20 protein-coding genes are annotated in these 21,335 nt (G+C 69.6%); 11 read left to right on the forward strand and 9 right to left on the reverse strand.

Features of this window, described 5'->3' with window-relative positions; genetic code table 11:
• The first annotated feature begins 143 nt into the window (after nucleotides 1-143).
• The 6 genes from pgk (at nucleotide 144) to RBJ65_RS42160 (ending at nucleotide 5,426) form a co-directional block, all read left to right on the forward strand.
• Nucleotides 144-1,355 (forward strand): phosphoglycerate kinase, encoded by a 1,212-nt coding sequence (gene pgk, locus RBJ65_RS27375; protein ID WP_306322569.1) that lies wholly within the window; start codon nucleotides 144-146, stop codon nucleotides 1,353-1,355.
• A gap of 39 nt (nucleotides 1,356-1,394) precedes the next feature.
• Nucleotides 1,395-2,150 carry a triose-phosphate isomerase gene (gene tpiA, locus RBJ65_RS27380; RefSeq protein ID WP_306322636.1) on the forward strand — a complete coding sequence of 252 codons (756 nt, stop codon included), beginning with the start codon at nucleotides 1,395-1,397 and terminating at the stop codon, nucleotides 2,148-2,150.
• 113 nt (nucleotides 2,151-2,263) lie between these two features.
• Nucleotides 2,264-2,494, forward strand: coding sequence for a preprotein translocase subunit SecG (gene secG, locus RBJ65_RS27385; RefSeq protein WP_306322637.1), 231 nt, complete (start codon nucleotides 2,264-2,266; stop codon nucleotides 2,492-2,494).
• A gap of 230 nt (nucleotides 2,495-2,724) precedes the next feature.
• A complete protein-coding gene (locus tag RBJ65_RS27390) occupies nucleotides 2,725-3,060 on the forward strand; it encodes an RNA polymerase-binding protein RbpA (protein ID WP_072483070.1) in 336 nt (111 codons plus the stop codon).
• A gap of 155 nt (nucleotides 3,061-3,215) precedes the next feature.
• Complete coding sequence (gene pgi, locus RBJ65_RS27395) at nucleotides 3,216-4,871, forward strand: glucose-6-phosphate isomerase (RefSeq protein WP_306322570.1); 1,656 nt, start codon at nucleotides 3,216-3,218, stop codon at nucleotides 4,869-4,871.
• A 72-nt stretch (nucleotides 4,872-4,943) separates the two neighbouring features.
• A complete protein-coding gene (locus RBJ65_RS42160) occupies nucleotides 4,944-5,426 on the forward strand; it encodes a DUF2087 domain-containing protein (RefSeq protein WP_372341410.1) in 483 nt (160 codons plus the stop codon).
• Nucleotides 5,427-5,486: 60 nt separating this feature from the next.
• On the opposite strand, the gene pgl is transcribed toward RBJ65_RS42160, so the two are convergent.
• The 5 genes from pgl to tkt are packed head-to-tail and all read right to left on the reverse strand — an operon-like array spanning nucleotide 5,487 to nucleotide 12,172.
• Complete coding sequence (gene pgl / locus RBJ65_RS27405) at nucleotides 5,487-6,266, reverse strand: 6-phosphogluconolactonase (RefSeq protein ID WP_306322571.1); 780 nt, start codon at nucleotides 6,264-6,266, stop codon at nucleotides 5,487-5,489.
• A gap of 52 nt (nucleotides 6,267-6,318) precedes the next feature.
• A complete protein-coding gene (gene opcA, locus RBJ65_RS27410; RefSeq protein ID WP_306322572.1) occupies nucleotides 6,319-7,395 on the reverse strand; it encodes a glucose-6-phosphate dehydrogenase assembly protein OpcA in 1,077 nt (358 codons plus the stop codon).
• Nucleotides 7,392-8,927, reverse strand: a complete 1,536-nt coding sequence (gene zwf, locus RBJ65_RS27415) for a glucose-6-phosphate dehydrogenase (RefSeq protein WP_306322573.1) — start codon at nucleotides 8,925-8,927, stop codon at nucleotides 7,392-7,394. Before zwf ends, opcA begins: the two co-directional genes overlap by 4 nt.
• Nucleotides 8,928-8,931: 4 nt before the next feature.
• Nucleotides 8,932-10,050 carry a transaldolase gene (tal, locus tag RBJ65_RS27420; protein WP_306322574.1) on the reverse strand — a complete coding sequence of 373 codons (1,119 nt, stop codon included), beginning with the start codon at nucleotides 10,048-10,050 and terminating at the stop codon, nucleotides 8,932-8,934.
• 34 nt (nucleotides 10,051-10,084) lie between these two features.
• Nucleotides 10,085-12,172, reverse strand: coding sequence for a transketolase (gene tkt, locus RBJ65_RS27425; RefSeq protein ID WP_306322575.1), 2,088 nt, complete (start codon nucleotides 12,170-12,172; stop codon nucleotides 10,085-10,087).
• 403 nt (nucleotides 12,173-12,575) lie between these two features.
• Here tkt and RBJ65_RS27430 point away from each other — a divergent pair, with 403 nt between their 5' ends.
• From RBJ65_RS27430 to RBJ65_RS27440, 3 genes are all read left to right on the forward strand, one after another.
• Nucleotides 12,576-13,526, forward strand: a complete 951-nt coding sequence (locus RBJ65_RS27430; protein ID WP_306322639.1) for a heme o synthase — start codon at nucleotides 12,576-12,578, stop codon at nucleotides 13,524-13,526.
• Between the two features lie 94 nt (nucleotides 13,527-13,620).
• Nucleotides 13,621-13,932 carry a hypothetical protein gene (locus tag RBJ65_RS27435; RefSeq protein WP_306322576.1) on the forward strand — a complete coding sequence of 104 codons (312 nt, stop codon included), beginning with the start codon at nucleotides 13,621-13,623 and terminating at the stop codon, nucleotides 13,930-13,932.
• Between the two features lie 132 nt (nucleotides 13,933-14,064).
• The gene (locus RBJ65_RS27440; RefSeq protein ID WP_306322577.1) at nucleotides 14,065-15,159 is read left to right on the forward strand and encodes an amidohydrolase; all 1,095 of its coding nucleotides are present in this window, start codon (nucleotides 14,065-14,067) and stop codon (nucleotides 15,157-15,159) included.
• 15 nt (nucleotides 15,160-15,174) lie between these two features.
• On the opposite strand, the gene RBJ65_RS27445 is transcribed toward RBJ65_RS27440, so the two are convergent.
• The 4 genes from RBJ65_RS27445 to RBJ65_RS27460 form a co-directional block, all read right to left on the reverse strand.
• Complete coding sequence (locus RBJ65_RS27445; RefSeq protein WP_306322578.1) at nucleotides 15,175-16,170, reverse strand: heme A synthase; 996 nt, start codon at nucleotides 16,168-16,170, stop codon at nucleotides 15,175-15,177.
• Between the two features lie 83 nt (nucleotides 16,171-16,253).
• Nucleotides 16,254-17,042 (reverse strand): ABC transporter permease, encoded by a 789-nt coding sequence (locus tag RBJ65_RS27450; RefSeq protein WP_306322579.1) that lies wholly within the window; start codon nucleotides 17,040-17,042, stop codon nucleotides 16,254-16,256.
• Nucleotides 17,039-17,962, reverse strand: coding sequence for an ABC transporter ATP-binding protein (locus tag RBJ65_RS27455; protein ID WP_306322580.1), 924 nt, complete (start codon nucleotides 17,960-17,962; stop codon nucleotides 17,039-17,041). The genes RBJ65_RS27450 and RBJ65_RS27455 overlap by 4 nt, the downstream gene beginning before the upstream one ends.
• Before the next feature lie 216 nt (nucleotides 17,963-18,178).
• Nucleotides 18,179-18,970 carry an aminoglycoside N(3)-acetyltransferase gene (locus RBJ65_RS27460; RefSeq protein WP_306322581.1) on the reverse strand — a complete coding sequence of 264 codons (792 nt, stop codon included), beginning with the start codon at nucleotides 18,968-18,970 and terminating at the stop codon, nucleotides 18,179-18,181.
• Between the two features lie 195 nt (nucleotides 18,971-19,165).
• Here RBJ65_RS27460 and RBJ65_RS27465 point away from each other — a divergent pair, with 195 nt between their 5' ends.
• Both RBJ65_RS27465 and sufB read left to right on the forward strand, forming a co-directional pair.
• Entirely contained in the window at nucleotides 19,166-19,906 is a 741-nt protein-coding gene (locus RBJ65_RS27465; RefSeq protein WP_306322582.1) for a metalloregulator ArsR/SmtB family transcription factor, read from the forward strand.
• Nucleotides 19,903-21,327: a Fe-S cluster assembly protein SufB gene (gene sufB, locus RBJ65_RS27470; protein WP_306322583.1), complete on the forward strand. Its 1,425-nt coding sequence runs from the start codon at nucleotides 19,903-19,905 to the stop codon at nucleotides 21,325-21,327. Before RBJ65_RS27465 ends, sufB begins: the two co-directional genes overlap by 4 nt.
• Nucleotides 21,328-21,335 lie beyond the last annotated feature (8 nt).

Raw genomic sequence — 21,335 nt, forward strand, 5'->3', positions numbered from 1 at the left:
TTCTAGAGCAGCAAGGCACTTAGATGTGAGCGAAGGGTCCGGACCCGCGCGAGGCCGCGCGACAGTCCGGACCCTTCGCGCGTCAGCCGTCAAGGCACAGCCTCCAGGAACTTGCACGACCAGCCCTCTCAAGGAGCCCATCCATGAAGACGATTGAGGAACTTCTCGCCGAAGGGGTCGACGGGAAGCGGGTGTTCGTCCGCGCCGACCTCAACGTGCCGCTGGCCGACGGCCTCATCACCGACGACGGCCGCATCCGCGCCGTCCTGCCGACCGTGAAGGCCCTGGCCGACGCCGGCGCGAAGGTGATCGTCGCCTCCCACCTGGGCCGCCCCAAGGGCGCCCCGGACCCGCAGTTCTCGCTGCTGCCGGCCGCCGAGCGCCTCGCCGAGCTCCTTGGCAAGCCGGTCGCCTTCGCCCAGGACACCGTCGGCCCCGCCGCCAACGACGCCGTGGACGGCCTGGAGCCGGGCCAGGTGGCCGTCATCGAGAACCTGCGCTTCAACGCCGGCGAGACGAGCAAGGACGACGCCGAGCGCGGCGACTTCGCCGAGCAGCTCGCGAACCTCGCCGACGTCTACGTAGGCGACGGTTTCGGCGCCGTGCACCGTAAGCACGCCTCCGTGTACGACCTGCCGAAGCGCCTCCCGCACTACGCGGGCTTCCTCATCGCCACCGAGGTCGGCGTCCTGAAGAAGCTCACCGAGGACGTCAAGCGCCCCTACGTAGTAGCGCTCGGCGGCGCCAAGGTCTCCGACAAGCTCGCCGTCATCGACCAGCTCCTCGGCAAGGCCGACCGCCTCCTCATCGGCGGCGGCATGGCGTACACGTTCCTCAAGGCCAAGGGCTACGAGGTCGGCATCTCGCTGCTCCAGGAGGACCAGCTGCCTGCCGTCACCGAGTACATGGAGCGCGCCGAGAAGAACGGCGTGGAGCTCGTGCTCCCCGTGGACGTCCTCGTCTCGTCCGAGTTCCCCGACCTCAAGGGCAAGACCCCGGCCAACCCCACCACCGTCGCCGCGGACGCCATCCCGGCCGACCAGGAGGGCCTGGACATCGGCCCCGAGACCCGCAAGCTGTACGCCTCGAAGCTCACCGACGCGCAGACCGTCTTCTGGAACGGCCCCATGGGCGTCTTCGAGCACCCCGACTACGCCGAGGGCACCAAGGCGGTCGCCCAGGCCCTCATCGACTCCCCGGGCTTCACCGTGGTGGGCGGCGGAGACTCCGCCGCGGCGGTCCGTACCCTGGGCTTCGACGAGAAGGCATTCGGCCACATCTCGACCGGCGGCGGCGCCTCCCTCGAATACCTCGAGGGCAAGACGCTGCCCGGTCTCGCCGCACTGGAGGACTGACCCCGCATGACTGCTCCCGTACAGGGCCGCACGCCGCTGATGGCGGGCAACTGGAAGATGAACCTCAACCACCTCGAGGCCATCGCGCACGTCCAGAAGCTCGCCTTCGCTCTCGCGGACAAGGACTACGAGGCCGTCGAGGTCGCCGTCCTGCCGCCGTTCACCGACCTGCGCTCCGTGCAGACGCTGGTCGACGGCGACAAGCTGAAGATCAAGTACGGCGCCCAGGACGTCTCGGCGCACGACTCCGGCGCGTACACCGGAGAGATCTCCGGCCCGATGCTCGCCAAGCTGAAGTGCACCTTCGTGGCGATCGGCCACTCAGAGCGCCGCCAGTACCACGACGAGACCGACGAGATCGTCAACGGCAAGGTGAAGGCCGCGTACAAGCACGGCCTGACGCCGATCCTGTGCGTCGGTGAGGAGCTGGACGTCCGCGAGGCGGGCAACCACGTCTCCCACACGCTCGCGCAGGTCGAGGGCGCCCTCAAGGACCTCCCGGCCGAGCAGGCCGAGACCATCGTCATCGCCTACGAGCCCGTGTGGGCCATCGGCACCGGCAAGGTGTGCGGCGCCGACGACGCGCAGGAGGTCTGCGCGGCCATCCGCGGCAAGCTCGCCGAGCTGTACTCGCAGGACGTCGCCGACAAGATCCGCATCCAGTACGGCGGCTCGGTGAAGTCCGGCAACGTCGCGGAGATCATGGCGAAGCCCGACATCGACGGCGCGCTCATCGGCGGCGCCTCGCTGGACGCCGACGAGTTCGTCAAGATCGTTCGCTTCCACGAGCAGTGACACGAGCAGCGAGTAGGCGATAGCCGCCTTACGTCGTACCCTTGCGGGGCCGGGTGGTCTGACACCCGGCCCCGTCTCCCGATAAGTCCGAGGAAGTTGGTCCAGCCGTGGTTATGGGGTTCTCGATCGCCCTGATCGTCTTCAGCCTGCTGCTGATGCTCCTTGTGCTCATGCACAAGGGAAAGGGTGGCGGCCTCTCCGACATGTTCGGTGGCGGCATGCAGTCCTCCGTCGGCGGCTCCTCGGTCGCCGAGCGAAACCTGGACCGGATCACGATCGTGGTCGGTCTGCTGTGGTTCGCGTGCATCGTGGTGCTCGGCATTCTGATGAAGATCAACAATTGATCCGCGCCTGACCGGCCACCGGTCGGCAGCGACAATCGCATATCGCCTCTACGTAAAGCCCCATGTTCGGTACGCGCTCAACAACGCGGCCTATCATGGGGCTTGCGTCTGGGGAGCGATGTAACTCCAATCACTGGACGCGCGTTGGGCCTTACGTAGACTGAGGCGCTCCGCGGCGAAGCTGACACGCCGACACGCTTCGCGGCACCATCACGCAGGGAGTTACGACCGTGGCAAGTGGCAACGCGATCCGAGGAAGTCGGGTCGGGGCGGGGCCGATGGGTGAGGCCGAGCGCGGCGAGTCCGCGCCCCGCCTGCGCATCTCCTTCTGGTGCTCGAACGGGCACGAGACGCAGCCGAGCTTCGCCTCCGACGCGCAGGTGCCGGAGACCTGGGACTGTCCGCGCTGCGGCTTCCCGGCCGGGCAGGACCGGGACAGTCCGCCGGACCCGCCGCGTACGGAGCCGTACAAGACGCACCTGGCCTACGTCAGGGAGCGGCGCAGCGACGCGGACGGCGAGGCGATCCTCGCCGAGGCGCTCGCGAAACTGCGGGGCGAGATCTGACTCCGTAGAACTGATCCAGCGAATAGGGCCGGGCACGTTCACGTGCCCGGCCCTATTCGCTGCGCCGAAAGGCCCGATTCACCCTGATCAATTAGGTTGGGTGGCAGCGGCGGGGTTCGTACGCATGCGGTTTCAACAGAAGGCTGAAGGTCGAGATGAACGCGTCCGACAAGCAGGTAGCACTCACCCAGACGCCCGAGTGGCAGGCGCTCGTCAAGCACCGGCAGCAGTTGGGCGACGTACACCTCCGGGAGCTGTTCGAGGCCGATCCCGCGCGGGGGTCCGGCTGGCGGCTGCGGGTCGGTGACCTGCATGTCGACTACTCGAAGCACCTCGTCACAGAGGAGACGCTGCGGTTGCTGCGCGAGCTGGCCGCGGCGACCGACGTGTTCGGCCTGCGCGACGCCATGTTCCGCGGCGAGAAGATCAACACGACCGAGGACCGGGCCGTCCTGCACACCGCGCTGCGCGCCCCGCGCGACGCCGTGGTCGAGGTCGACGGCGAGAACGTGGTGCCGGGCGTGCACGCCGTCCTCGACAAGATGGCCGCCTTCGCCGACCGGGTCAGGTCGGGGGAGTGGACCGGGCACACCGGCAAGCGGATCAAGAACGTCGTCAACATCGGCATCGGCGGCTCCGACCTCGGGCCCGCGATGGCGTACGAAGTCCTGCGCTCCTTCACCGACCGCGAGCTGACCGTCCGCTTCGTGTCGAACGTCGACGGGGCCGATCTGCACGAGGCCGTACGGGACCTGGACCCGGCCGAGACGCTGTTCGTCATCGCCTCGAAGACCTTCACCACCATCGAGACGATCACCAACGCGACCTCGGCGCGCAACTGGCTGCTCACCGAGCTGAGGGCCGGTCAGGAAGCCGTCGCCAAGCACTTCGTGGCGCTTTCGACGAACGCCGAGAAGGTGTCGGAGTTCGGCATCGACACCGCCAACATGTTCGAGTTCTGGGACTGGGTCGGCGGACGTTATTCGTATGACTCCGCGATCGGGCTCTCGCTGATGATCGCCATCGGGCCGGCCGCGTTCCGCGAGATGCTCGACGGCTTCCACCTCGTCGACGAGCACTTCCGCACCGCGCCCGCCGAGTCCAACGTCCCTTTGCTGATGGGCCTGTTGGGCATCTGGTACGGCAACTTCCACGGCGCCCAGTCGCACGCCGTGCTGCCCTACAGCCACTACTTGTCGAAGTTCACGGCGTACCTCCAGCAGCTCGACATGGAGTCCAACGGGAAGTACGTGCAGAGGAACGGCGAGGAGGTCGGCTGGCAGACCGGCCCGGTGGTGTGGGGCACGCCCGGCACCAACGGACAGCACGCCTACTACCAACTCATCCACCAGGGCACGAAGTTGATCCCCGCGGACTTCATCGGCTTCGCCGAGCCCGTGGCCGACCTGCTGCCGGGGCTCGTCGCCCAGCACGACCTCCTCATGGCCAACTTCTTCGCGCAGACCCAGGCGCTGGCCTTCGGCAAGACGCCCGACGAGGTGCGCGCCGAGGGGGTGCCCGAGGAGCTGGTGCCGCACAAGACGTTCAAGGGCGACCACCCGACGACCACGATCCTCGCGAAGAACCTCACGCCGTCCGTGCTCGGGCAGTTGGTCGCCCTCTACGAACACAAGGTGTTCGTGCAGGGCGCCGTCTGGAACATCGACTCCTTCGACCAGTGGGGCGTCGAACTCGGCAAGGTCCTCGCCAAGCGCGTCGAACCGGCCCTCACCGAGGGCGTGGACGTGCCGGGGCTCGACACGTCGACGAAGGCGCTGGTCGCGAAGTACCGCGAGCTGCGAGGGCGTTAACGATTATTGGGGTGCGCAAAATCCTCCCGGCGGGTGAGACTGCGTCTCCGTGACCCAGCCGGGAGGCACTCAGTGGACCAGCTCATGTCGGCGCTCGCCGATCCCGAACGACTCAGGCTGTACGCGCGCATCGTCCTCGACGAGCTGCCGCCGCGCGAGGCCGACTCCCCGGCGGCCCGCAAGCACCTCGGCAAGCTGATCGCCGCCGGACTCGTCGAGCGCCTCGACGACGGCTCGCTGCGGGCCGGCCCCGAGGTGTTCCGGCGGCACCGCGCCCCCGAGCCCGCCACGGGCGTGCCGCGCCACCTCACCGGCTTCTTCGCGCGCGGCCGGCTCACGGCCATACCGGTGCGGCCCGCCGTGCGGCACGAACTCCTCGTGCACCTCACCGACACCCTCTTCGACGCCGACCGCACGTACAGCGAGCGCGAGGTCAACGCGGCGCTGCGCACCGTCCACGACGACACGGCGGCGCTGCGCCGCTACTGCGTCATCGACGGCCTCCTCGTACGGGAGAAGGACGGCTCGGACTACCGGGTGCCGCAGCATGCGTAAGGCCCCACCTCTTTAGGAGGTGGGGCCTTACGCGCTACGTGGCGCCTACGTAGAGCGGCGTTACGCGATCGCCGGCGGGTACAGCTCCGGCGGCAGCTGCGAGGCCGCCGCCGAGTCGAGCAGCCACAGCGTGCGCGAGCGCCCGTACGCGCCCGCCGCCGGGGCCTGGATCTCGCCCGCGCCGGACAGGGCGATGGCCGCCGCCTTCGCCTTGTCCTCGCCCGCCGCCAGCAGCCACACCTCGCGCGCCGCCCGGATCGCCGGGAGCGTGAGCGTGGTGCGGGTGGGCGGGGGCTTGGGGGCGCCGTGCACGCCGACGACCGTGCGCTCCGTCTCGCGAACCGCCGGAAGCTCCGGGAAGAGCGACGCGACGTGCGTGTCCGGGCCCACGCCGAGCATCAGGACGTCGAAGGTCGGCACCGGGCCGTGGTCCTCCGGGCCCGCCGCATTGGCGAGTTCGGCCGCGTACGCCTCGGCCGCGGCGTCCGCCTCGAAGGGGCCGTCCGACGCGGGCATGGGGTGCACGCGCGCGGGGTCGAGCGGCACCGCGTCGAGCAGCGCCTCCTTCGCCTGCGTGTAGTTGCGCTCGGGGTCGCCGTCCGGCAGGAACCGCTCGTCGCCCCACCACAGGTCGAGGCGGCCCCAGTCGATCGCGTCCCGCGCGGGCGCCGAATTCAACGCGGCCAGCAGGCCGTTGCCGTTGCGGCCGCCCGTCAGGACGACGGAGGCGTAGCCGCGGGCGGACTGGGCGTCGACGATCTTGGTGATCAGCCGGGCCGCGGCCGCCTGCGCCATCAGCTCCTTGTCGCGGTGGACGACGAGCTGGGGTGCTGCGCTCACTTGTCTGCACTCACTTGTCTGTACTCACTTCTCTGCGCTCATTCTTCTGCGCTCACTTCGTCGAGGCCTTCTTGGCCGCGCCCCGCTTGGCGGGGGTCTTCTTGGCCGGTGCCTTCTTCGCGGCGGCCTTCTGGGCGGGCGCCGCGGTGGGAGCGGCGGAGGCCGACGACGACACCGACTCCGGCACCGTCTTCTGCTCCTCCGGCTCGCCCAGCCGGTCCACGCCGAACTTCAGCGCAGCGGCGTACGTGTCGTCCGGGTCGAGTCTGCGCAGCTCCTCCGCGATCAGCTCGGACGTCTCGCGGCGCTTGAGCGCGACCGCGCGGTCCGGCTGGCCCTGGATGGAGAGCGTGGCCAGGGTGCCGTCGGCCCGGTCGAGCACGATGGGGCCGCAGGTGGACTCAAGGCGTACGCCGGTCAGGCCCGGGCCCGCCGACAGCGAGCGCTTCACCGGGACGTCGAGCCGGTCCGCGAGCCACATCGCGAGCAGCTCGCAGCTCGGGTTGAACTCCTCGCCCTCGACCTCGACCGAGGTGACGTCGCAGGTCACCTGGTCGAGCGCGGCGGCCAGCATGGAGCGCCACGGCGTGATCCGGGTCCACGACAGGTCCGTGTCGCCGGGGGAGTAGGACGCCGCGCGGGCCTCCAGCTCGTGAACCGGCTGTTCGGCCGCGTACGTGTCCGTGACGCGGCGCTGGGCCAGGGCGCCCAGCGGGTCGTTCGCGGGGTCCAGAGGGGCGTCCACGGGCCACCAGACGACCGTGGGGGCATCCGGCAGGAGCAGCGGGAGCACGACCGACTGGGCGTGGTTGACGACCTCGCCGTACAGGCGCAGCACGACGGTCTCGCCCGTGCCCGCCTCGGCGCCCACCCGTACCTCGGCGTCGAGGCGCGACTTCGTACGGTCGCGGGGCGAGCGGGAGACGCGCTTGATGACGACCAGCGTGCGCGAAGGGTGCTCGCGCGAGGCTTCGTTGGCCGCCTTCAGGGCGTCGTAGGCGTTCTCCTCGTCGGTGACGATGACGAGGGTCAGCACCATGCCGACGGCAGGGGTGCCGAGCGCCCGACGGGCCTGTACGAGCGCCTTGTTGACCTTGCTGGAGGTGGTGTCCGTGAGATCGATCTTCATGGCCGGCGCCAGCTCCGTCCGTCTCGTGCGAGCATTTCGTCCGCCTCGGCGGGCCCCCACGTGCCGGACGGGTACTGCGCGGGCCTGCCGTGCGTGTCCCAGTAGTCCTCGATCGGGTCGAGGATGTTCCAGGACAGCTCGACCTCCTCCGTGCGCGGGAAGAGGTTGGCGTCGCCCAACAGGACGTCCAGGATGAGCCGTTCGTACGCCTCCGGGCTCGACTCCGTGAAGGACTCGCCGTACGCGAAGTCCATCGACACGTCCCGGATCTCCATCGATGTGCCCGGCACCTTGGACCCGAAGCGGACCGTGATGCCCTCGTCCGGCTGGACGCGGATCACGATCGCGTTCTTGCCCAGCTCCTCCGTCGCCGTGTGGTCGAAGGGGGAGTGCGGGGCGCGCTGGAAGACGACGGCGATCTCGGTGACGCGGCGGCCGAGACGCTTGCCGGTGCGCAGGTAGAAGGGCACGCCCGCCCAACGGCGGTTGTCCACCTCCAACTTGACGGCCGCGTACGTGTCGGTCTTCGACTTGGGGTCGATGCCGTCTTCCTGGAGATAGCCGACGGCCTTCTCGCCGCCCTGCCACCCGGCCGCGTACTGCGCGAACACCGTGTCCTTGCCGATGTCCTTCGGCAGCTTCACGGCGCCCAGCACCTTGGCCTTCTCCGTGACGAGCGCGTCGGCGTCGAAGGAGGCGGGCTCCTCCATGGCGGTCAGTGCCATCAGCTGGAGCAGGTGGTTCTGGATGACGTCGCGCGCGGCGCCGATGCCGTCGTAGTAGCCGGCCCGGCCGCCGATGCCGATGTCCTCGGCCATCGTGATCTGGATGTGGTCGACATAGGACCGGTTCCAGATCGGCTCGAACATCTGGTTCGCGAAGCGCAGCGCCAGGATGTTCTGGACCGTCTCCTTGCCGAGGTAGTGGTCGATCCGGAACACCTGGTCCGGGTCGAACACCTCGTGCACGATCGCGTTCAGCTCCTTGGCGGAGGCGAGATCGTGGCCGAAGGGCTTCTCGATGACGGCGCGCCGCCAGGAGCCCTCGGGCGCGTCCGCCAGCTCGTGCTTCTTGAGCTGCTGCACGACCTGGGGGAAGAACTTCGGGGGTACGGAGAGGTAGAACGCGAAGTTGCCGCCCGTGCCCTGCGACTTGTCCAGGTCGTTGATGGTCGCCTTGAGCTGCTCGAACGCGTCGTCGTCGTCGAAGTTGCCCTGGACGAAGCGCATCCCCTGGATGAGCTGCTGCCAGACCTCCTCGCGGAACGGCGTGCGCGCGTGCTGCTTGACCGCGTCGTGCACTTCCTGCGCGAAGTCCTCGTCCTGCCACTCGCGGCGGGCGAACCCGATCAGCGAGAAGCCGGGCGGGAGCAGACCCCGGTTCGCGAGGTCATAGACGGCAGGCATCAGCTTTTTACGTGACAAATCGCCCGTAACGCCGAAAATCACCAGGCCCGACGGCCCCGCGATGCGCGGGAGCCGTCGGTCGGCGGCGTCACGGAGCGGATTGCCGTTCGCTCCGTGTGCGGTCAAGGGATCAGCCCTCCGAGGGGGCGAGGCGCTTGAGCTCCGCCTCGGTCGACTTCAGCAGGTCGTTCCAGGACGCCTCGAACTTCTCGACGCCCTCGTCCTCCAGAAGCTGCACGACCTCGTCGTACGAGATCCCCAGCTTCTCGACGGCCGCGATCTCCTTGCGGGCCTGGTCGTACGTGCCCGCGATCGTGTTGCCGGTGATCTGGCCGTGGTCGCCGGTCGCCTCAAGGGTGGCCTCCGGCATGGTGTTCACCGTGCCGGGCGCGACGAGGTCGTCGACGTACATGGTGTCCTTGTACGCCTTGTCCTTCACGCCGGTCGAGGCCCACAGCGGACGCTGCTTATTGGCCTGCGCCTTGTCGAGCGGGGCCCAGCGGTCGCTGCTGAACACCTCTTCGAACGCCTCGTAGGCGAGCCGGGCGTTGGCGACGGCGGCCTTGCCGCGCGCGGCCTTGGCCTCGTCCGTGCCCAGGGCGTCGATCCGCTTGTCGATCTCGGTGTCCACGCGGGACACGAAGAAGGACGCGACGGAGTGGATCTGGGACAGGTCCAGGCCCTTGGCCTTCGCCTTCTCCAGGCCCGCGAGGTAGGCGTCCATGACCTCGCGGTAGCGCTCCAGGGAGAAGATCAGCGTGACGTTGACGCTGATGCCGTTGCCGATCGTCTCGGTGATCGCGGGCAGGCCCGCCTTGGTCGCCGGGATCTTGATCAGCGTGTTCGGCCGGTCCACCAGCCACGCCAGCTGGCGGGCCTCGGCGACCGTCGCCTTGGTGTTGTGCGCCAGGCGCGGGTCGACCTCGATCGACACGCGGCCGTCCTGGCCGCCCGTCGCGTCGAAGACCGGGCGCAGGATGTCGGCGGCGTCGCGGACGTCCGCCGTCGTGATCATGCGGATGGCCTCTTCGACGGTGACCTTGCGGGCGGCGAGGTCGGCGAGCTGCTGCTCGTAGCCGTCACCGCTGGAGATCGCCTTCTGGAAGATCGACGGGTTGGTGGTGACGCCCACGACGTGCTGCTGGTCGATCAGCTCGGCGAGGTTGCCGGACGTGATCCGCTTGCGCGACAGGTCGTCCAGCCAGATCGCGACGCCTTCTTCGGAGAGGCGCTTGAGTGCGTCTGTCATGGAAATTGCATCTCCTACGTGTCGTGTACGGGCGTCAGCGCTGAGCCGCGGCGAGGGATTCCTTCGCCTTGGCGGCCACGTTCTCGGCAGTGAAGCCGAACTCCTTGAAGAGCACCTTGCCGTCGGCGGACGCACCGAAGTGCTCCAGCGAAACGATGCGACCGGCGTCCCCGACGAAGCGGTGCCAGGTCAGACCGATCCCGGCCTCGACCGCGACACGCGCCTTCACGGCGGGCGGCAGGACGCTGTCCCGGTACCCCTGGTCCTGGGCGTCGAACCACTCGACGCACGGCATCGAGACGACGCGCGTGGCGATGCCCTCGGCCTCCAGCTGCTCGCGGGCCTCGACGGCCAGGTGCACCTCGGAGCCGGTGGCGATCAGGATCAGGTCCGGGGTCTCCTTGGAGGCCTCGGCCAGGACGTAACCACCCTTGGCGGTGTCCTCGTTCGCCTCGTACGTCGGCACGCCCTGGCGGGTCAGCGACAGGCCGTGCGGGTGCGAGACGCCGTACTCCTTCTTGCCGCGGCGCAGGATCTCGCGCCAGGCGATCGCCGTCTCGTTGGCGTCCGCGGGGCGGACGACGTTGAGGCCGGGGATCGCGCGCAGCGAGGCCAGGTGCTCGACCGGCTGGTGGGTCGGGCCGTCCTCGCCGAGGCCGATGGAGTCGTGCGTCCACACGTAGGTGACGGGCAGCGACATGAGGGCGGAGAGGCGGACGGCGTTGCGCATGTAGTCGGAGAACACCAGGAAGGTGCCTCCGTAGATGCGCGTGTGGCCGTGCAGCGCGATGCCGTTCATCTCCGCGGCCATGGAGTGCTCACGGATACCGAAGTGCACGGTGCGGCCGTACGGGTCGGCCTCCGGCAGCGGGTTGCCGGCCGGGAGGAACGACGACGTCTTGTCGATCGTCGTGTTGTTCGAGCCCGCGAGGTCGGCGGAGCCGCCCCACAGCTCGGGGATCACACCGCCGAGCGCCTGGAGGACCTTGCCGGAGGCGGCGCGCGTGGCGACACCCTTGCCGGTCTCGAAGACGGGGAGCTTCTCCTCCCAGCCGGCCGGCAGCTCGCCCGCGTTGATGCGGTCGAACTCGGCGGCCCGCTCCGCGTTCGCCGTGCGCCACTCCTGGAAGGACTTCTCCCACTCGGCCTTCGCCTGCGCGCCGCGCTCCAGGGCGCCACGCGTGTGGTTGATGACCTCGTCGGAGACCTCGAAGGTCTTCTCCGGGTCGAAGCCCAGGACGCGCTTGGTGGCGGCCACCTCGTCGTCGCCGAGCGCCGAGCCGTGCGCGGCCTCGGTGTTCTGGGCGTTCGGGGCGGGCCAGGCGATGATCGAGCGCAGCGCGATGAACGACGGCTTGTCGGTGACGGCCTTCGCGGCCTCGATGGCGTTGTAGACCGCCTCGGGGTCCAGGTCGCCGTCCGCCTTCGGCTCCACGCGCTGGACGTGCCAGCCGTACGCCTCGTAGCGCTTGCAGGTGTCCTCGGAGACGGCGGTCTCGGTGTCGCCCTCGATCGAGATGTGGTTGTCGTCCCACAGCAGGATCAGGTTGCCGAGCTGCTGGTGACCGGCCATCGACGACGCCTCGGCGGAGATGCCCTCCTGGAGGCAGCCGTCACCGGCGATCGCGTAGACGTAGTGGTCGAACGGGCTCTCCCCGGCCGCGGCCTGCGGATCGAAGAGACCGCGCTCGTAGCGCGAGGCCATCGCCATGCCCACGGCGTTGGCGACACCCTGGCCGAGCGGGCCCGTGGTGGTCTCGACGCCGGTGGTGTGCCCGTACTCCGGGTGGCCAGGCGTCTTGGAGCCCCAGGTGCGGAACGCCTTGAGGTCGTCCAGCTCCAGGCCGAAACCGGCCAGGTAGAGCTGGATGTAGAGCGTCAGGGACGAGTGGCCCGCGGAAAGGACGAACCGGTCGCGCCCGACCCAGTCGGCGTCCGCCGGGTCGTGCCGCATCACCTTCTGGAAGAGGGTGTACGCGGCCGGGGCCAGGCTCATCGCCGTACCGGGATGGCCGTTGCCGACCTTCTGTACGGCGTCGGCGGCCAGGACGCGGACGGTGTCAACGGCCCGCTGGTCCATTTCGGTCCACTCGAAGTCTGTGGTGGTCGGCTTGGTGCTCACCCTGAGTCAGGGCTCCTCTCCACATGTCTCATGCCGGTGACGTCTGTCACCGGCCGCTGTCGAGCCTACCCTCGCTGGAACGTGCTTTTTTTCGACTCATTCCAGACTGCCGGGAGTCTGTCGGATCCGCCTCCTGACAGGGATCGACGCGCTTTCGACACGTGAATACGGAGCTGCTCATATGGGGGCTCATGCGTGGCGGGAAAAGCTCATCCGATGGGGTCCGCGAAGAGGCCGTCGAAGAGGCCGTCGAAGAGGCTTTACGGCATGCGGGCCAACACGACCCACCCCCACGAAGGGCTGGGTATGGGCAACGTCTAGAGTGGCGTGGTACGCGCGAGCCTTTACCGGGACTTCACATCAAGTGGTCCGTAACGGGGGCTCGCTGGAGTCTCTGTCAGGGGTGTGCGTGACGGCCGTCGAATCCCGTCCAGCGGGAGCGCTGACCAGCAGCAGTCGGGGCCAGCGGCCGTTCGGGGCCCGCGTCAAGGCGTTCGTGGCGCTGACCAAGCCGCGAATCATCGAGCTGCTTCTCATCACCACGGTTCCGGTGATGTTCCTTGCCGAACAGGGCGTTCCCGACCTCTGGCTGGTGCTGATCACCTGCCTCGGCGGTTACCTCTCGGCAGGCGGGGCCAATGCCCTCAATATGTGGTACGACCGCGACATCGACGCCCTTATGGAGCGCACGTCGCAGCGGCCACTGGTGACCGGCATGGTCAGCCCCAACGAATGCCTGGTCTTCGGCATCTCCCTCGCGGTGATCTCGACGCTACTGTTCGGCTTCGCCGTGAACTGGCTGTCGGCCTGGCTGTCCCTGGGCGCGCTGCTCTTCTACGTAGTCGTCTACACGATGATCCTGAAGCGGCGTACCGCGCAGAACATCGTGTGGGGCGGCATCGCGGGCTGCCTGCCCGTCCTCATCGGCTGGTCGTCCGTCACGAACTCCATGTCGTGGGCGCCGATCATCCTCTTCGGGGTCATGTTCTTCTGGACGCCGCCGCACTACTGGCCGCTCTCCATGAAGGTGAAGGACGACTACGCGCGCGCGGGCGTTCCGATGCTTCCCGTGCTCGCCTCCAACAAGGTGGTCGCCAAGCAGATCGTCGCCTACAGCTGGGTGATGGTCGCGGTGTCGCTGCTGCTTCAGCCGCTCGGCTACACCGGCTGGTTCTACACGGCGGTCGCAGTGCTCGCCGGCGGCTTCTGGCTGTGGGAGGCGCACGGCCTGCAGACCCGCGCCAAGGCCGAGATCACGGGCGCGAAGCTCAAGGAGATGCGGCTGTTCCACTGGTCCATCACCTATGTCTCGCTGCTGTTCGTGGCGATCGCGGTGGACCCGTTCCTGCGCTGACCGCTTGAGAAGTTCCCTTGGGAGTGGGGTGCGTGGCCCAGGCCACGCACCCCACTTCTCGATTGTTCGGCTACTCGTCGGTAGCATCCTGTCCATGGCAGAGACAGCGGTGAAGGATGAGCGGCGCGCGGCCAAGCTGGCCAAGGAGATCGGCGTGTTCGCCAAGGCGCACGGCGGCGCCGAGGGACAGCTCGCGTACATCGGCGAGCACGGCACGCGCATCGTCCTCGTCGGCGAGGACGGCGGCTGGGGCGACCTGGTGGCCCGCACGTACGAGATCGCGCAGAAGGCCGTCGAGAAGGCGGGCATCACCGTCCACGAGGACTTCGACGGGGACTTCGCGGCCAAGGTCGAGACCGGCCCGTACGAGTGGAAGCGGATGGCGGGCATCCAGCTCGGCGGCTGAGCCGTCGGCCGAGTCGGCCGGCTGAGCCGGTGGGCCGAGTCGGGCGTTTGTACGGGCCGCGATCGAGCAACACCACGGGCCCGTTCACCCGTTAGGACTGGTGGAAGCACGGTCCATATACGGGGAGCCCGGATGATCGAAACGCCGTCCCTCGTGGATCAGTACTGCCACGGGGTGCTGCGTACGGAGCTGGGTCTCGGCACGTTCGAGGCCCACCTCGCCCGGGGCGAGGGGCCGCCCGCCCCCGGCACCACCTTCTTCGACACCCAGACCGGGTTCGCGGTGCGCCGCTGGTGCCCGCCGCTGCTCGGCCTGGAACCGCACTGCCCGCCCGCCCGCTACCTCGCCAGACGCCGCGAACTCGGCGTCGTAGAGGCCGGGCGCAGGCTGCTGCGCGGCAGCGGCATCACCACGTACCTCGTGGACACGGGTCTCGCCGACGACCTGACCGGGCCCGCCGAACTGGCCGCCGCGGCCCAGGGCGAGGCCCACGAGATCGTCCGCCTCGAACTCCTCGCGGAGCAGGTCGCGGACACGTCGGGGACCGTCGACTCCTTCCTCGCCAACCTCGCCGAGTCGGTGCACGCCGCGGCCTCCGGCGCGGTCGCCTTCACCTCGGTCGCCGGCGTACGCCACGGGCTCACGCTCGCGCCGCAGCCGCCGGGCCCCGGAGAGGTGCGCGGGGCGGCGGGGCGGTGGCTGGCGGGGCGGCAGGTCGGCGGCGCGCTCACGGACCCGGTGCTGCTACGGCACCTCTTGTGGATCGCGGTCGCATCCGGCCGCCCGCTGCAACTGCGCTGGGGCCACCTCGACCCCACCGACCCGGTCGCACTCGCCGACTTCGCGCGCGCCACGGCGGGACTCGGCACCGACGTGGTGCTGCTGCACGGCTACCCGTACCACCGGAACGCGGCGCACCTGGCGGGCGTCTTCCCGCACGTCTACGCGGACTTGGGGCCGGCCCTCGCGCGCACGGGGGCGCGGGCGGCGGGGCTGCTCGCGGAGTTCCTGGAGCTGGCGCCCTTCGGGAAGCTGCTGTTCTCGACGGGGGCGCAGGGCCTGCCGGAGCTGCACGTCGTGGGCGCACGCCTGTTCCGGCAGGCGCTGGGGCGGGTGCTCGGGGAGTGGGTCGCCGACGGGGCGTGGTCGCTGAGCGACGCGCAGCGGGTGGCGGGGATGATCGCGGCGGGGACGGCGCGGCGGGTGTACGGACTCGGTGCGGCCTGAGCCCGTACGGGAGCGTCAGACCGCCGAGAGCTCCTGGCCCGACTGGGACGGGAGGCCCGGCTCCGCCACGGGACGCTCGCGCAGCGAGAGCACGACGCGCACCACGCCGATCCACACCAGCGCCGAGCCCAGCATGTGCAGGCCGACCAGGATCTCCGGCAGGTCCGTGAAGTACTGGACGTAACCGATGACGCCCTGCGCCAGCAGGATCAGGAACAGGTCGCGGGTGCGGCCCCGCGGCCCCTTCGGGGAGTCGACCGCCTTCAGGACGAACCACAGGGCGAAGGTCAGCGTCACCACGATCCAGGCCAGGACCGCGTGTCCCTTCGCGACCATCTCCCAGTCCAGCGGCATCCGGTGGACCTCGCTGGAGTCGCCCGCGTGCGGGCCCGCGCCGGTCACGACCGTGCCGACGAGGATCAGCAGCGAGGACGCCACCACCAGGAACCACACCAGCTGCTTGATGGCGCTGCCGACCAGCGGACGCGGCTGAGCGTCGCCCTCGCGGGTGCGCTGCCACATCAGGACGGCGACCGTGAGCAGGGCCGTGGTGAGGACGAAGTGGGCCGCCACCGTGTACGGGTTGAGGCCGACGAGGACGACGATGCCGCCGAGCACCGCGTTGCCCATCACGATCCAGAACTGGGCCCAGCCGAGCCGGGTCACCGTGCGCCGCCACGGCTTCTGCGAGCGGGCGGCGATGATCGCCCAGCCGACCGCGGCGCACAGTACGTACGTCAGCATGCGGTTGCCGAACTCGATGGCTCCGTGGAAGCCCATCTCGCTCGTCGCGGTCAGCGACTGGTCGGTGCACTTGGGCCAGGTCGGGCAGCCGAGGCCCGAGCCGGTCAGGCGCACGGCGCCGCCGGTGCAGACGATGATCACCGTCATGACGACGGCGGACATGGCCGCGCGCTGGACGGTCCGCTGAGTGGGGGTCCAGTACTCGGCGATGAAGGCGAGCGGATTGCGCAGCGCCCGCGCGGCGTCGGTGGGGGTCAGCTTTGGCACGGCCCTATCGTAGGCGGCCGCTTGTGCATGGCTTCACGAGGGGGACGTAACTGGGCCAACTGTGACGCCCGTTACGCGTATCGCTACTCCCAGCGGAAGAAGCGCCCCGCCGCCCCGAGCCCCACGACCGCCCATACGGCGAGGATCCCGAGGTCGCCCCACGGCATCGCCGCGCCGTGCTGGAGCACGTCCCGCAGGCCGTCGGAGAGCGCCGAGATGGGCAGCAGGCCGAGCACCGACTGGGCGGCGTCGGGGAACTTGTCGAGCGGCACGATGACGCCGCCGCCGACCAGGAGGAGCAGAAAGACGAGGTTGGCCGCGGCGAGCGTGGCCTCCGCCTTCAACGTGCCTGCCATGAGGAGGCCGAGTCCGGAGAACGCCGCCGTACCGAACACCAGGAGGAGAAGAACGGCGAACGGGTTCCCGTGCGGGGACCAGCCGAGCGCGAACGCGATCACGGTGAGGAGGACGACCTGGAGGACCTCCGTCACCAGCACGGAGAGCGTCTTCGCCGTCATCAGCGCCCAGCGGGGGAGCGGGGAGGCGCCGAGCCGCTTCAGCACTCCGTAGCGGCGCTCGAAGCCGGTGGCGATGGCCTGACCGGTGAAGGCCGTGGACATCACGGCGAGCGCGAGGATGCCGGGGGCGAGGAAGTCGACGGCCTTGCCGGAGCCGGTGTCGACGATGTCGACCGCCGAGAACAGCACGAGGAGCAGCGTCGGGATGACGACCGTGAGGAGGAGCTGCTCGCCGTTGCGCAGCAGCATCTTCGTTTCGAGGGCCGCCTGCGTCGCGATCATGCGGCCGAGCGGGGCGGCGCCCGGGTTCGGTGCGTACGTGCCGGTGCCGCGGTCGATGTCGGTGGCGCTCATCCGCGCAGCTCCTTGCCGGTCATTTCCAGGAATACGTCTTCGAGGGTGTGCCGCTCGACGGAGATCTTCTCCGGCATCACGCCGTGCTGGGCGCACCAGGAGGTGACGGTCGCGAGGAGCTGCGGGTCGACCTTGCCGCTGACGCGGTAGGAGCCGGGGGTGAGTTCGGCGGCCGCGGCGTCGGCGGGCAGCGCCTTGAGGAGCGAGGCCACGTCGAGGCCGGGCCGGCCGGAGAAGCGGAGGGTGTTCTCGGCGCCGCCCTTGCACAGCTCCTCCGGGGAGCCCTGCGTGATGACCTTGCCGGAGTCGACGATCGCCACGTCGTCGGCGAGCTGCTCGGCCTCGTCCATGTAGTGCGTGGTGAGGATGACGGAGACGCCGTCGGCGCGCAGATCGCGGACGAGGTCCCACGTGGCGTGGCGGGCCTGCGGGTCGAGCCCGGCCGTCGGCTCGTCGAGGAAGACGAGTTCGGGGCGGCCGACCACGGCCATGGCGAGCGCGAGCCGCTGCTGCTGGCCGCCGGAGAGGCGCCGGTAGGTGGTGCGGCCGCAACTGCCGAGGCCGAGGCGCTCGATGAGGGCGTCGACGTCCAGCGGGTGGGCGTGCAGCTTGGCGATGTGGCGGAGCATTTCGTCGGCGCGGGCGCCGGAGTAGACGCCGCCGGACTGCAGCATCACGCCGATCCGGGGGCGAAGCGCGGCGGCCTGCTTGACCGGGTCGAGGCCGAGCACGCGGACCGTGCCGGAGTCCGGCTTCCGGTAGCCCTCGCAGGTCTCGATGGTGCTGGTCTTGCCGGCGCCGTTGGGGCCGAGTACGGCCGTGATGCCGGGGGCCGCCGTGAGGTCGAGGCCGTCGACCGCGGTCTTGGTTCCGTACCGCTTCACCAGACCGGTGATGTGGACGACAGGCTCGCTTCGCATGGTGGGCAAGTCTAGGGACGCGGCACGCTCCGCGGACCGGCGGGGCGGCCCCTGCCGCCGCGGGCGCGCGGCGCCGATGGCCGGCTCGCCTTCGCGGGGTCGACTCCGCCGTTTTCGTCGCGCGGCACCGGGGGCCGCCTCGCCCACCCTGCCGCCCAAGGCGGCAGATTGCCCAAGGCGGGGCCCAAGGCGGGGGCCCGCGCTGGTCGGCCCACGTCAGCCGCGGTCCGGGCGGTGCGGCGGCAGCCACTTCTGTGCGTACGACACCGCTTCCGCCACCCCGAAGAGGCGGGACTCGGCGGCGCCGACGCGGCCCCGGACGACCGGGGTGTCGCGTTCGAAGGCGGCGCCCAGCTCGTCGAACCGGTCGTCGTCGATCGCCACCTCGGTGACGTGCTCCCACCCGTCCGGCCCCGGCCGCCCCGCGTCCTCGGCGCTCCCCGGGATCCGGTACTCGGCGAGGTGGAAGCTCGTGCACGACCCGTATCCGGCGCCGAGCAGCAGCACGCGCGCGTGCAGGTCCTCCAGTCGGGCCAGCGGGCTGTGCTCGCCGAGCCGGCAGTCGAGCGCGTGACCCTCGGTGACCGTGGCGGCGTGCGGCCCGAGCGCGGCGAAGGAGGTCTGCGGGTGGGCGCTGCGGCGGGCCCCCGGCCACGTACGCACGGTTTCCGGTACGACGCCGACGCCGCGGGTGGGCGTGATCGCCGGGTCGTACGGGGGCATGGTCGCCCGGATGGTCTCCCACCAGGCCTCCGGTACCGGCGGGGCGCTCCACTGGGCCGGATCGGAGAGGTCCCCGGACTGGGTCGGGACGACGAGTGTGCCCTCGGAACCGAGCGCGTCGAGGAGGGCGTGGACGACGGTGACCGGGCCGCCGTTCACCCAGCCGAGGCTGCTGAGGGACGTGTGTGCAAGGAGGGTGTCGCCGGGGCGGACGCCGAGGGCGCGGAGGTCGGCCGCGAGGGACGCGCGTGTGACAAGTGGGCCGGTCGGGAGGGGTGTGGGCATGGGCGAGAGTGTCCCCGTGAAGGGGTCAGGGCGCCATGGAATTCCCCGTCGCCCGCCCCGGATTCTGATCGATCAAAGATCGTTTGCGCAGGTCACGGCATGTGTTTACTTAGGTGTGCCTAAGTGATGCACCGCACCATCCGGCGATCATCACGTCGCTTGTCAGGGTCTGAGGAATTACGCAACAATGGCGTTGTGAAAAACGTCGGCGAGGCCCCTGAGGAGCTCACGACCGGGGAGCGATCAACGCGCAACCGGGTCGCGCGCTCCATCCTGGACCACGGCCCGTCCACCGTCGCCGAGCTGGCCACGCGCCTCGGCCTCACGCAGGCCGCCGTCCGCCGCCATCTCGACGCCCTCGGCGGGGACAACGTCGTGGAGCCCAGGGACCAGCGCGTCTACGGAGCCCGCACCCGCGGCCGCCCCGCCAAGGTGTTCGCGCTGACCGACTGCGGCCGGGACGCCTTCGACCAGTCCTACGACAAGCTCGCCGCGGAAGCGCTCCGCTGGATCAAGGAGCAGGCCGGCGGGGACGAGGCACTCGTCTCCTTCGCCCGCGCGCGCATCGCCGCGCAGGCCGCTCCCTACAAGGCCGCCATAGAGGCCGCGGCCCCCGAGGAGCGCGCACAGGCCCTGGCGAGGGCCTTGAGCGCGGACGGGTACGCTGCTACGGCGCGTAGCGCACCGGTCGGTGAGCAGCTCTGCCAGCACCACTGCCCAGTCGCCCATGTGGCCGAGCAGTTCCCGCAGCTGTGCGAGGTCGAGACGGAAATGTTCTCGCAGCTGCTCGGCACCCACGTACAGCGACTGGCCACCATCGCCCACGGCGACGGGGTCTGTACGACGTTCATCCCCAAGAACGCACCCCAGACCGCCACCGCCAACAAGACCACCACCAACGCATCTGCAAGCACGGCCGGGAGGAACCCCGCATGACTCTCCCCATCGAGGAGACTGCCCACCCTGAGCTCGAGGGCCTGGGCAAGTACGAATACGGCTGGGCGGACTCCGACGCGGCCGGCGCCTCTGCCAAGCGCGGTATCAACGAGGACGTCGTTCGCGACATCTCCGACAAGAAGTCGGAGCCGGAGTGGATGACCAAGCTCCGCCTCAAGGGTCTGAAGCTCTTCGACAAGAAGCCCATGCCGAACTGGGGCTCGGACCTGTCGGGCATCGACTTCGACAACATCAAGTACTTCGTGCGCTCCACGGAGAAGCAGGCGGAGTCCTGGGAGGACCTGCCCGAGGACATCAAGGCCACGTACGACAAGCTCGGCATCCCGGAGGCGGAGAAGCAGCGCCTCGTCGCCGGTGTCGCGGCCCAGTACGAGTCCGAGGTCGTGTACCACCAGATCCGTGAGGACCTGGAGGAGCAGGGTGTCATCTTCATGGACACCGACACGGCCCTGAAGGAGCACCCGGAGCTCTTCAAGGAGTACTTCGGGACCGTCATCCCGGCCGGCGACAACAAGTTCGCCGCGCTGAACACCGCCGTGTGGTCGGGTGGCTCCTTCATCTACGTGCCGAAGGGCGTGCACGTCGAGATCCCGCTCCAGGCCTACTTCCGCATCAACACGGAGAACATGGGCCAGTTCGAGCGGACGCTGATCATCGTCGACGAGGACGCGTACGTGCACTACGTAGAGGGCTGCACCGCGCCCATCTACAAGTCGGACTCCCTGCACAGCGCCGTCGTCGAGATCATCGTCAAGAAGGGCGCGCGCTGCCGCTACACGACCATCCAGAACTGGTCGAACAACGTCTACAACCTGGTCACCAAGCGCGCCGTCGCCTACGAGGGCGCGACCATGGAGTGGGTCGACGGCAACATCGGCTCCAAGGTCACCATGAAGTACCCGGCCATCTACCTGATGGGCGAGCACGCCAAGGGCGAGACGCTGTCCATCGCCTTCGCGGGCGAGGGCCAGCACCAGGACGCCGGCGCGAAGATGGTGCACATGGCGCCGAACACGTCGTCCAACATCGTCTCGAAGTCCGTGGCGCGCGGCGGTGGCCGCACCTCCTACCGCGGCCTCATCGAGATCGGCGAGGGCGCCCCGGGCGCCAAGTCGAACGTGCTGTGCGACGCCCTGCTCGTCGACCAGATCTCGCGCTCCGACACGTACCCGTACGTGGACGTCCGCGAGGACGACGTGTCCATGGGCCACGAGGCGACCGTCTCCAAGGTCTCCGAGGACCAGCTCTTCTACCTCATGAGCCGCGGCCTCTCCGAGGACGAGGCCATGGCGATGATCGTGCGCGGCTTCGTCGAGCCGATCGCCAAGGAGCTGCCCATGGAGTACGCGCTCGAACTCAACCGGCTGATCGAGCTCCAGATGGAAGGGGCCGTGGGCTAACCCCCAAC

Source organism: Streptomyces sp. KL109B (genome assembly GCF_030766935.1).
Lineage (GTDB): Bacteria > Actinomycetota > Actinomycetes > Streptomycetales > Streptomycetaceae > Streptomyces.

Excerpts from the sequence above, each read along its gene's own strand:
- pgk (WP_306322569.1), top strand. The coding sequence starts at position 144 with ATGAAGACGATTGAGGAACTTCTCGCCGAAGGGGTCGACGGGAAGCGG.
- tpiA (WP_306322636.1), top strand. The coding sequence starts at position 1,395 with ATGGCGGGCAACTGGAAGATGAACCTCAACCACCTCGAGGCCATCGCG.
- secG (WP_306322637.1), top strand. The coding sequence starts at position 2,264 with ATGGGGTTCTCGATCGCCCTGATCGTCTTCAGCCTGCTGCTGATGCTC.
- pgi (WP_306322570.1), top strand. The coding sequence starts at position 3,216 with ATGAACGCGTCCGACAAGCAGGTAGCACTCACCCAGACGCCCGAGTGG.
- opcA (WP_306322572.1), bottom strand. The coding sequence starts at position 7,395 with ATGAAGATCGATCTCACGGACACCACCTCCAGCAAGGTCAACAAGGCG.
- tal (WP_306322574.1), bottom strand. The coding sequence starts at position 10,050 with ATGACAGACGCACTCAAGCGCCTCTCCGAAGAAGGCGTCGCGATCTGG.
- RBJ65_RS27435 (WP_306322576.1), top strand. The coding sequence starts at position 13,621 with ATGGCAGAGACAGCGGTGAAGGATGAGCGGCGCGCGGCCAAGCTGGCC.
- RBJ65_RS27440 (WP_306322577.1), top strand. The coding sequence starts at position 14,065 with ATGATCGAAACGCCGTCCCTCGTGGATCAGTACTGCCACGGGGTGCTG.
- RBJ65_RS27450 (WP_306322579.1), bottom strand. The coding sequence starts at position 17,042 with ATGAGCGCCACCGACATCGACCGCGGCACCGGCACGTACGCACCGAAC.
- RBJ65_RS27455 (WP_306322580.1), bottom strand. The coding sequence starts at position 17,962 with ATGCGAAGCGAGCCTGTCGTCCACATCACCGGTCTGGTGAAGCGGTAC.
- RBJ65_RS27460 (WP_306322581.1), bottom strand. The coding sequence starts at position 18,970 with ATGCCCACACCCCTCCCGACCGGCCCACTTGTCACACGCGCGTCCCTC.
- sufB (WP_306322583.1), top strand. The coding sequence starts at position 19,903 with ATGACTCTCCCCATCGAGGAGACTGCCCACCCTGAGCTCGAGGGCCTG.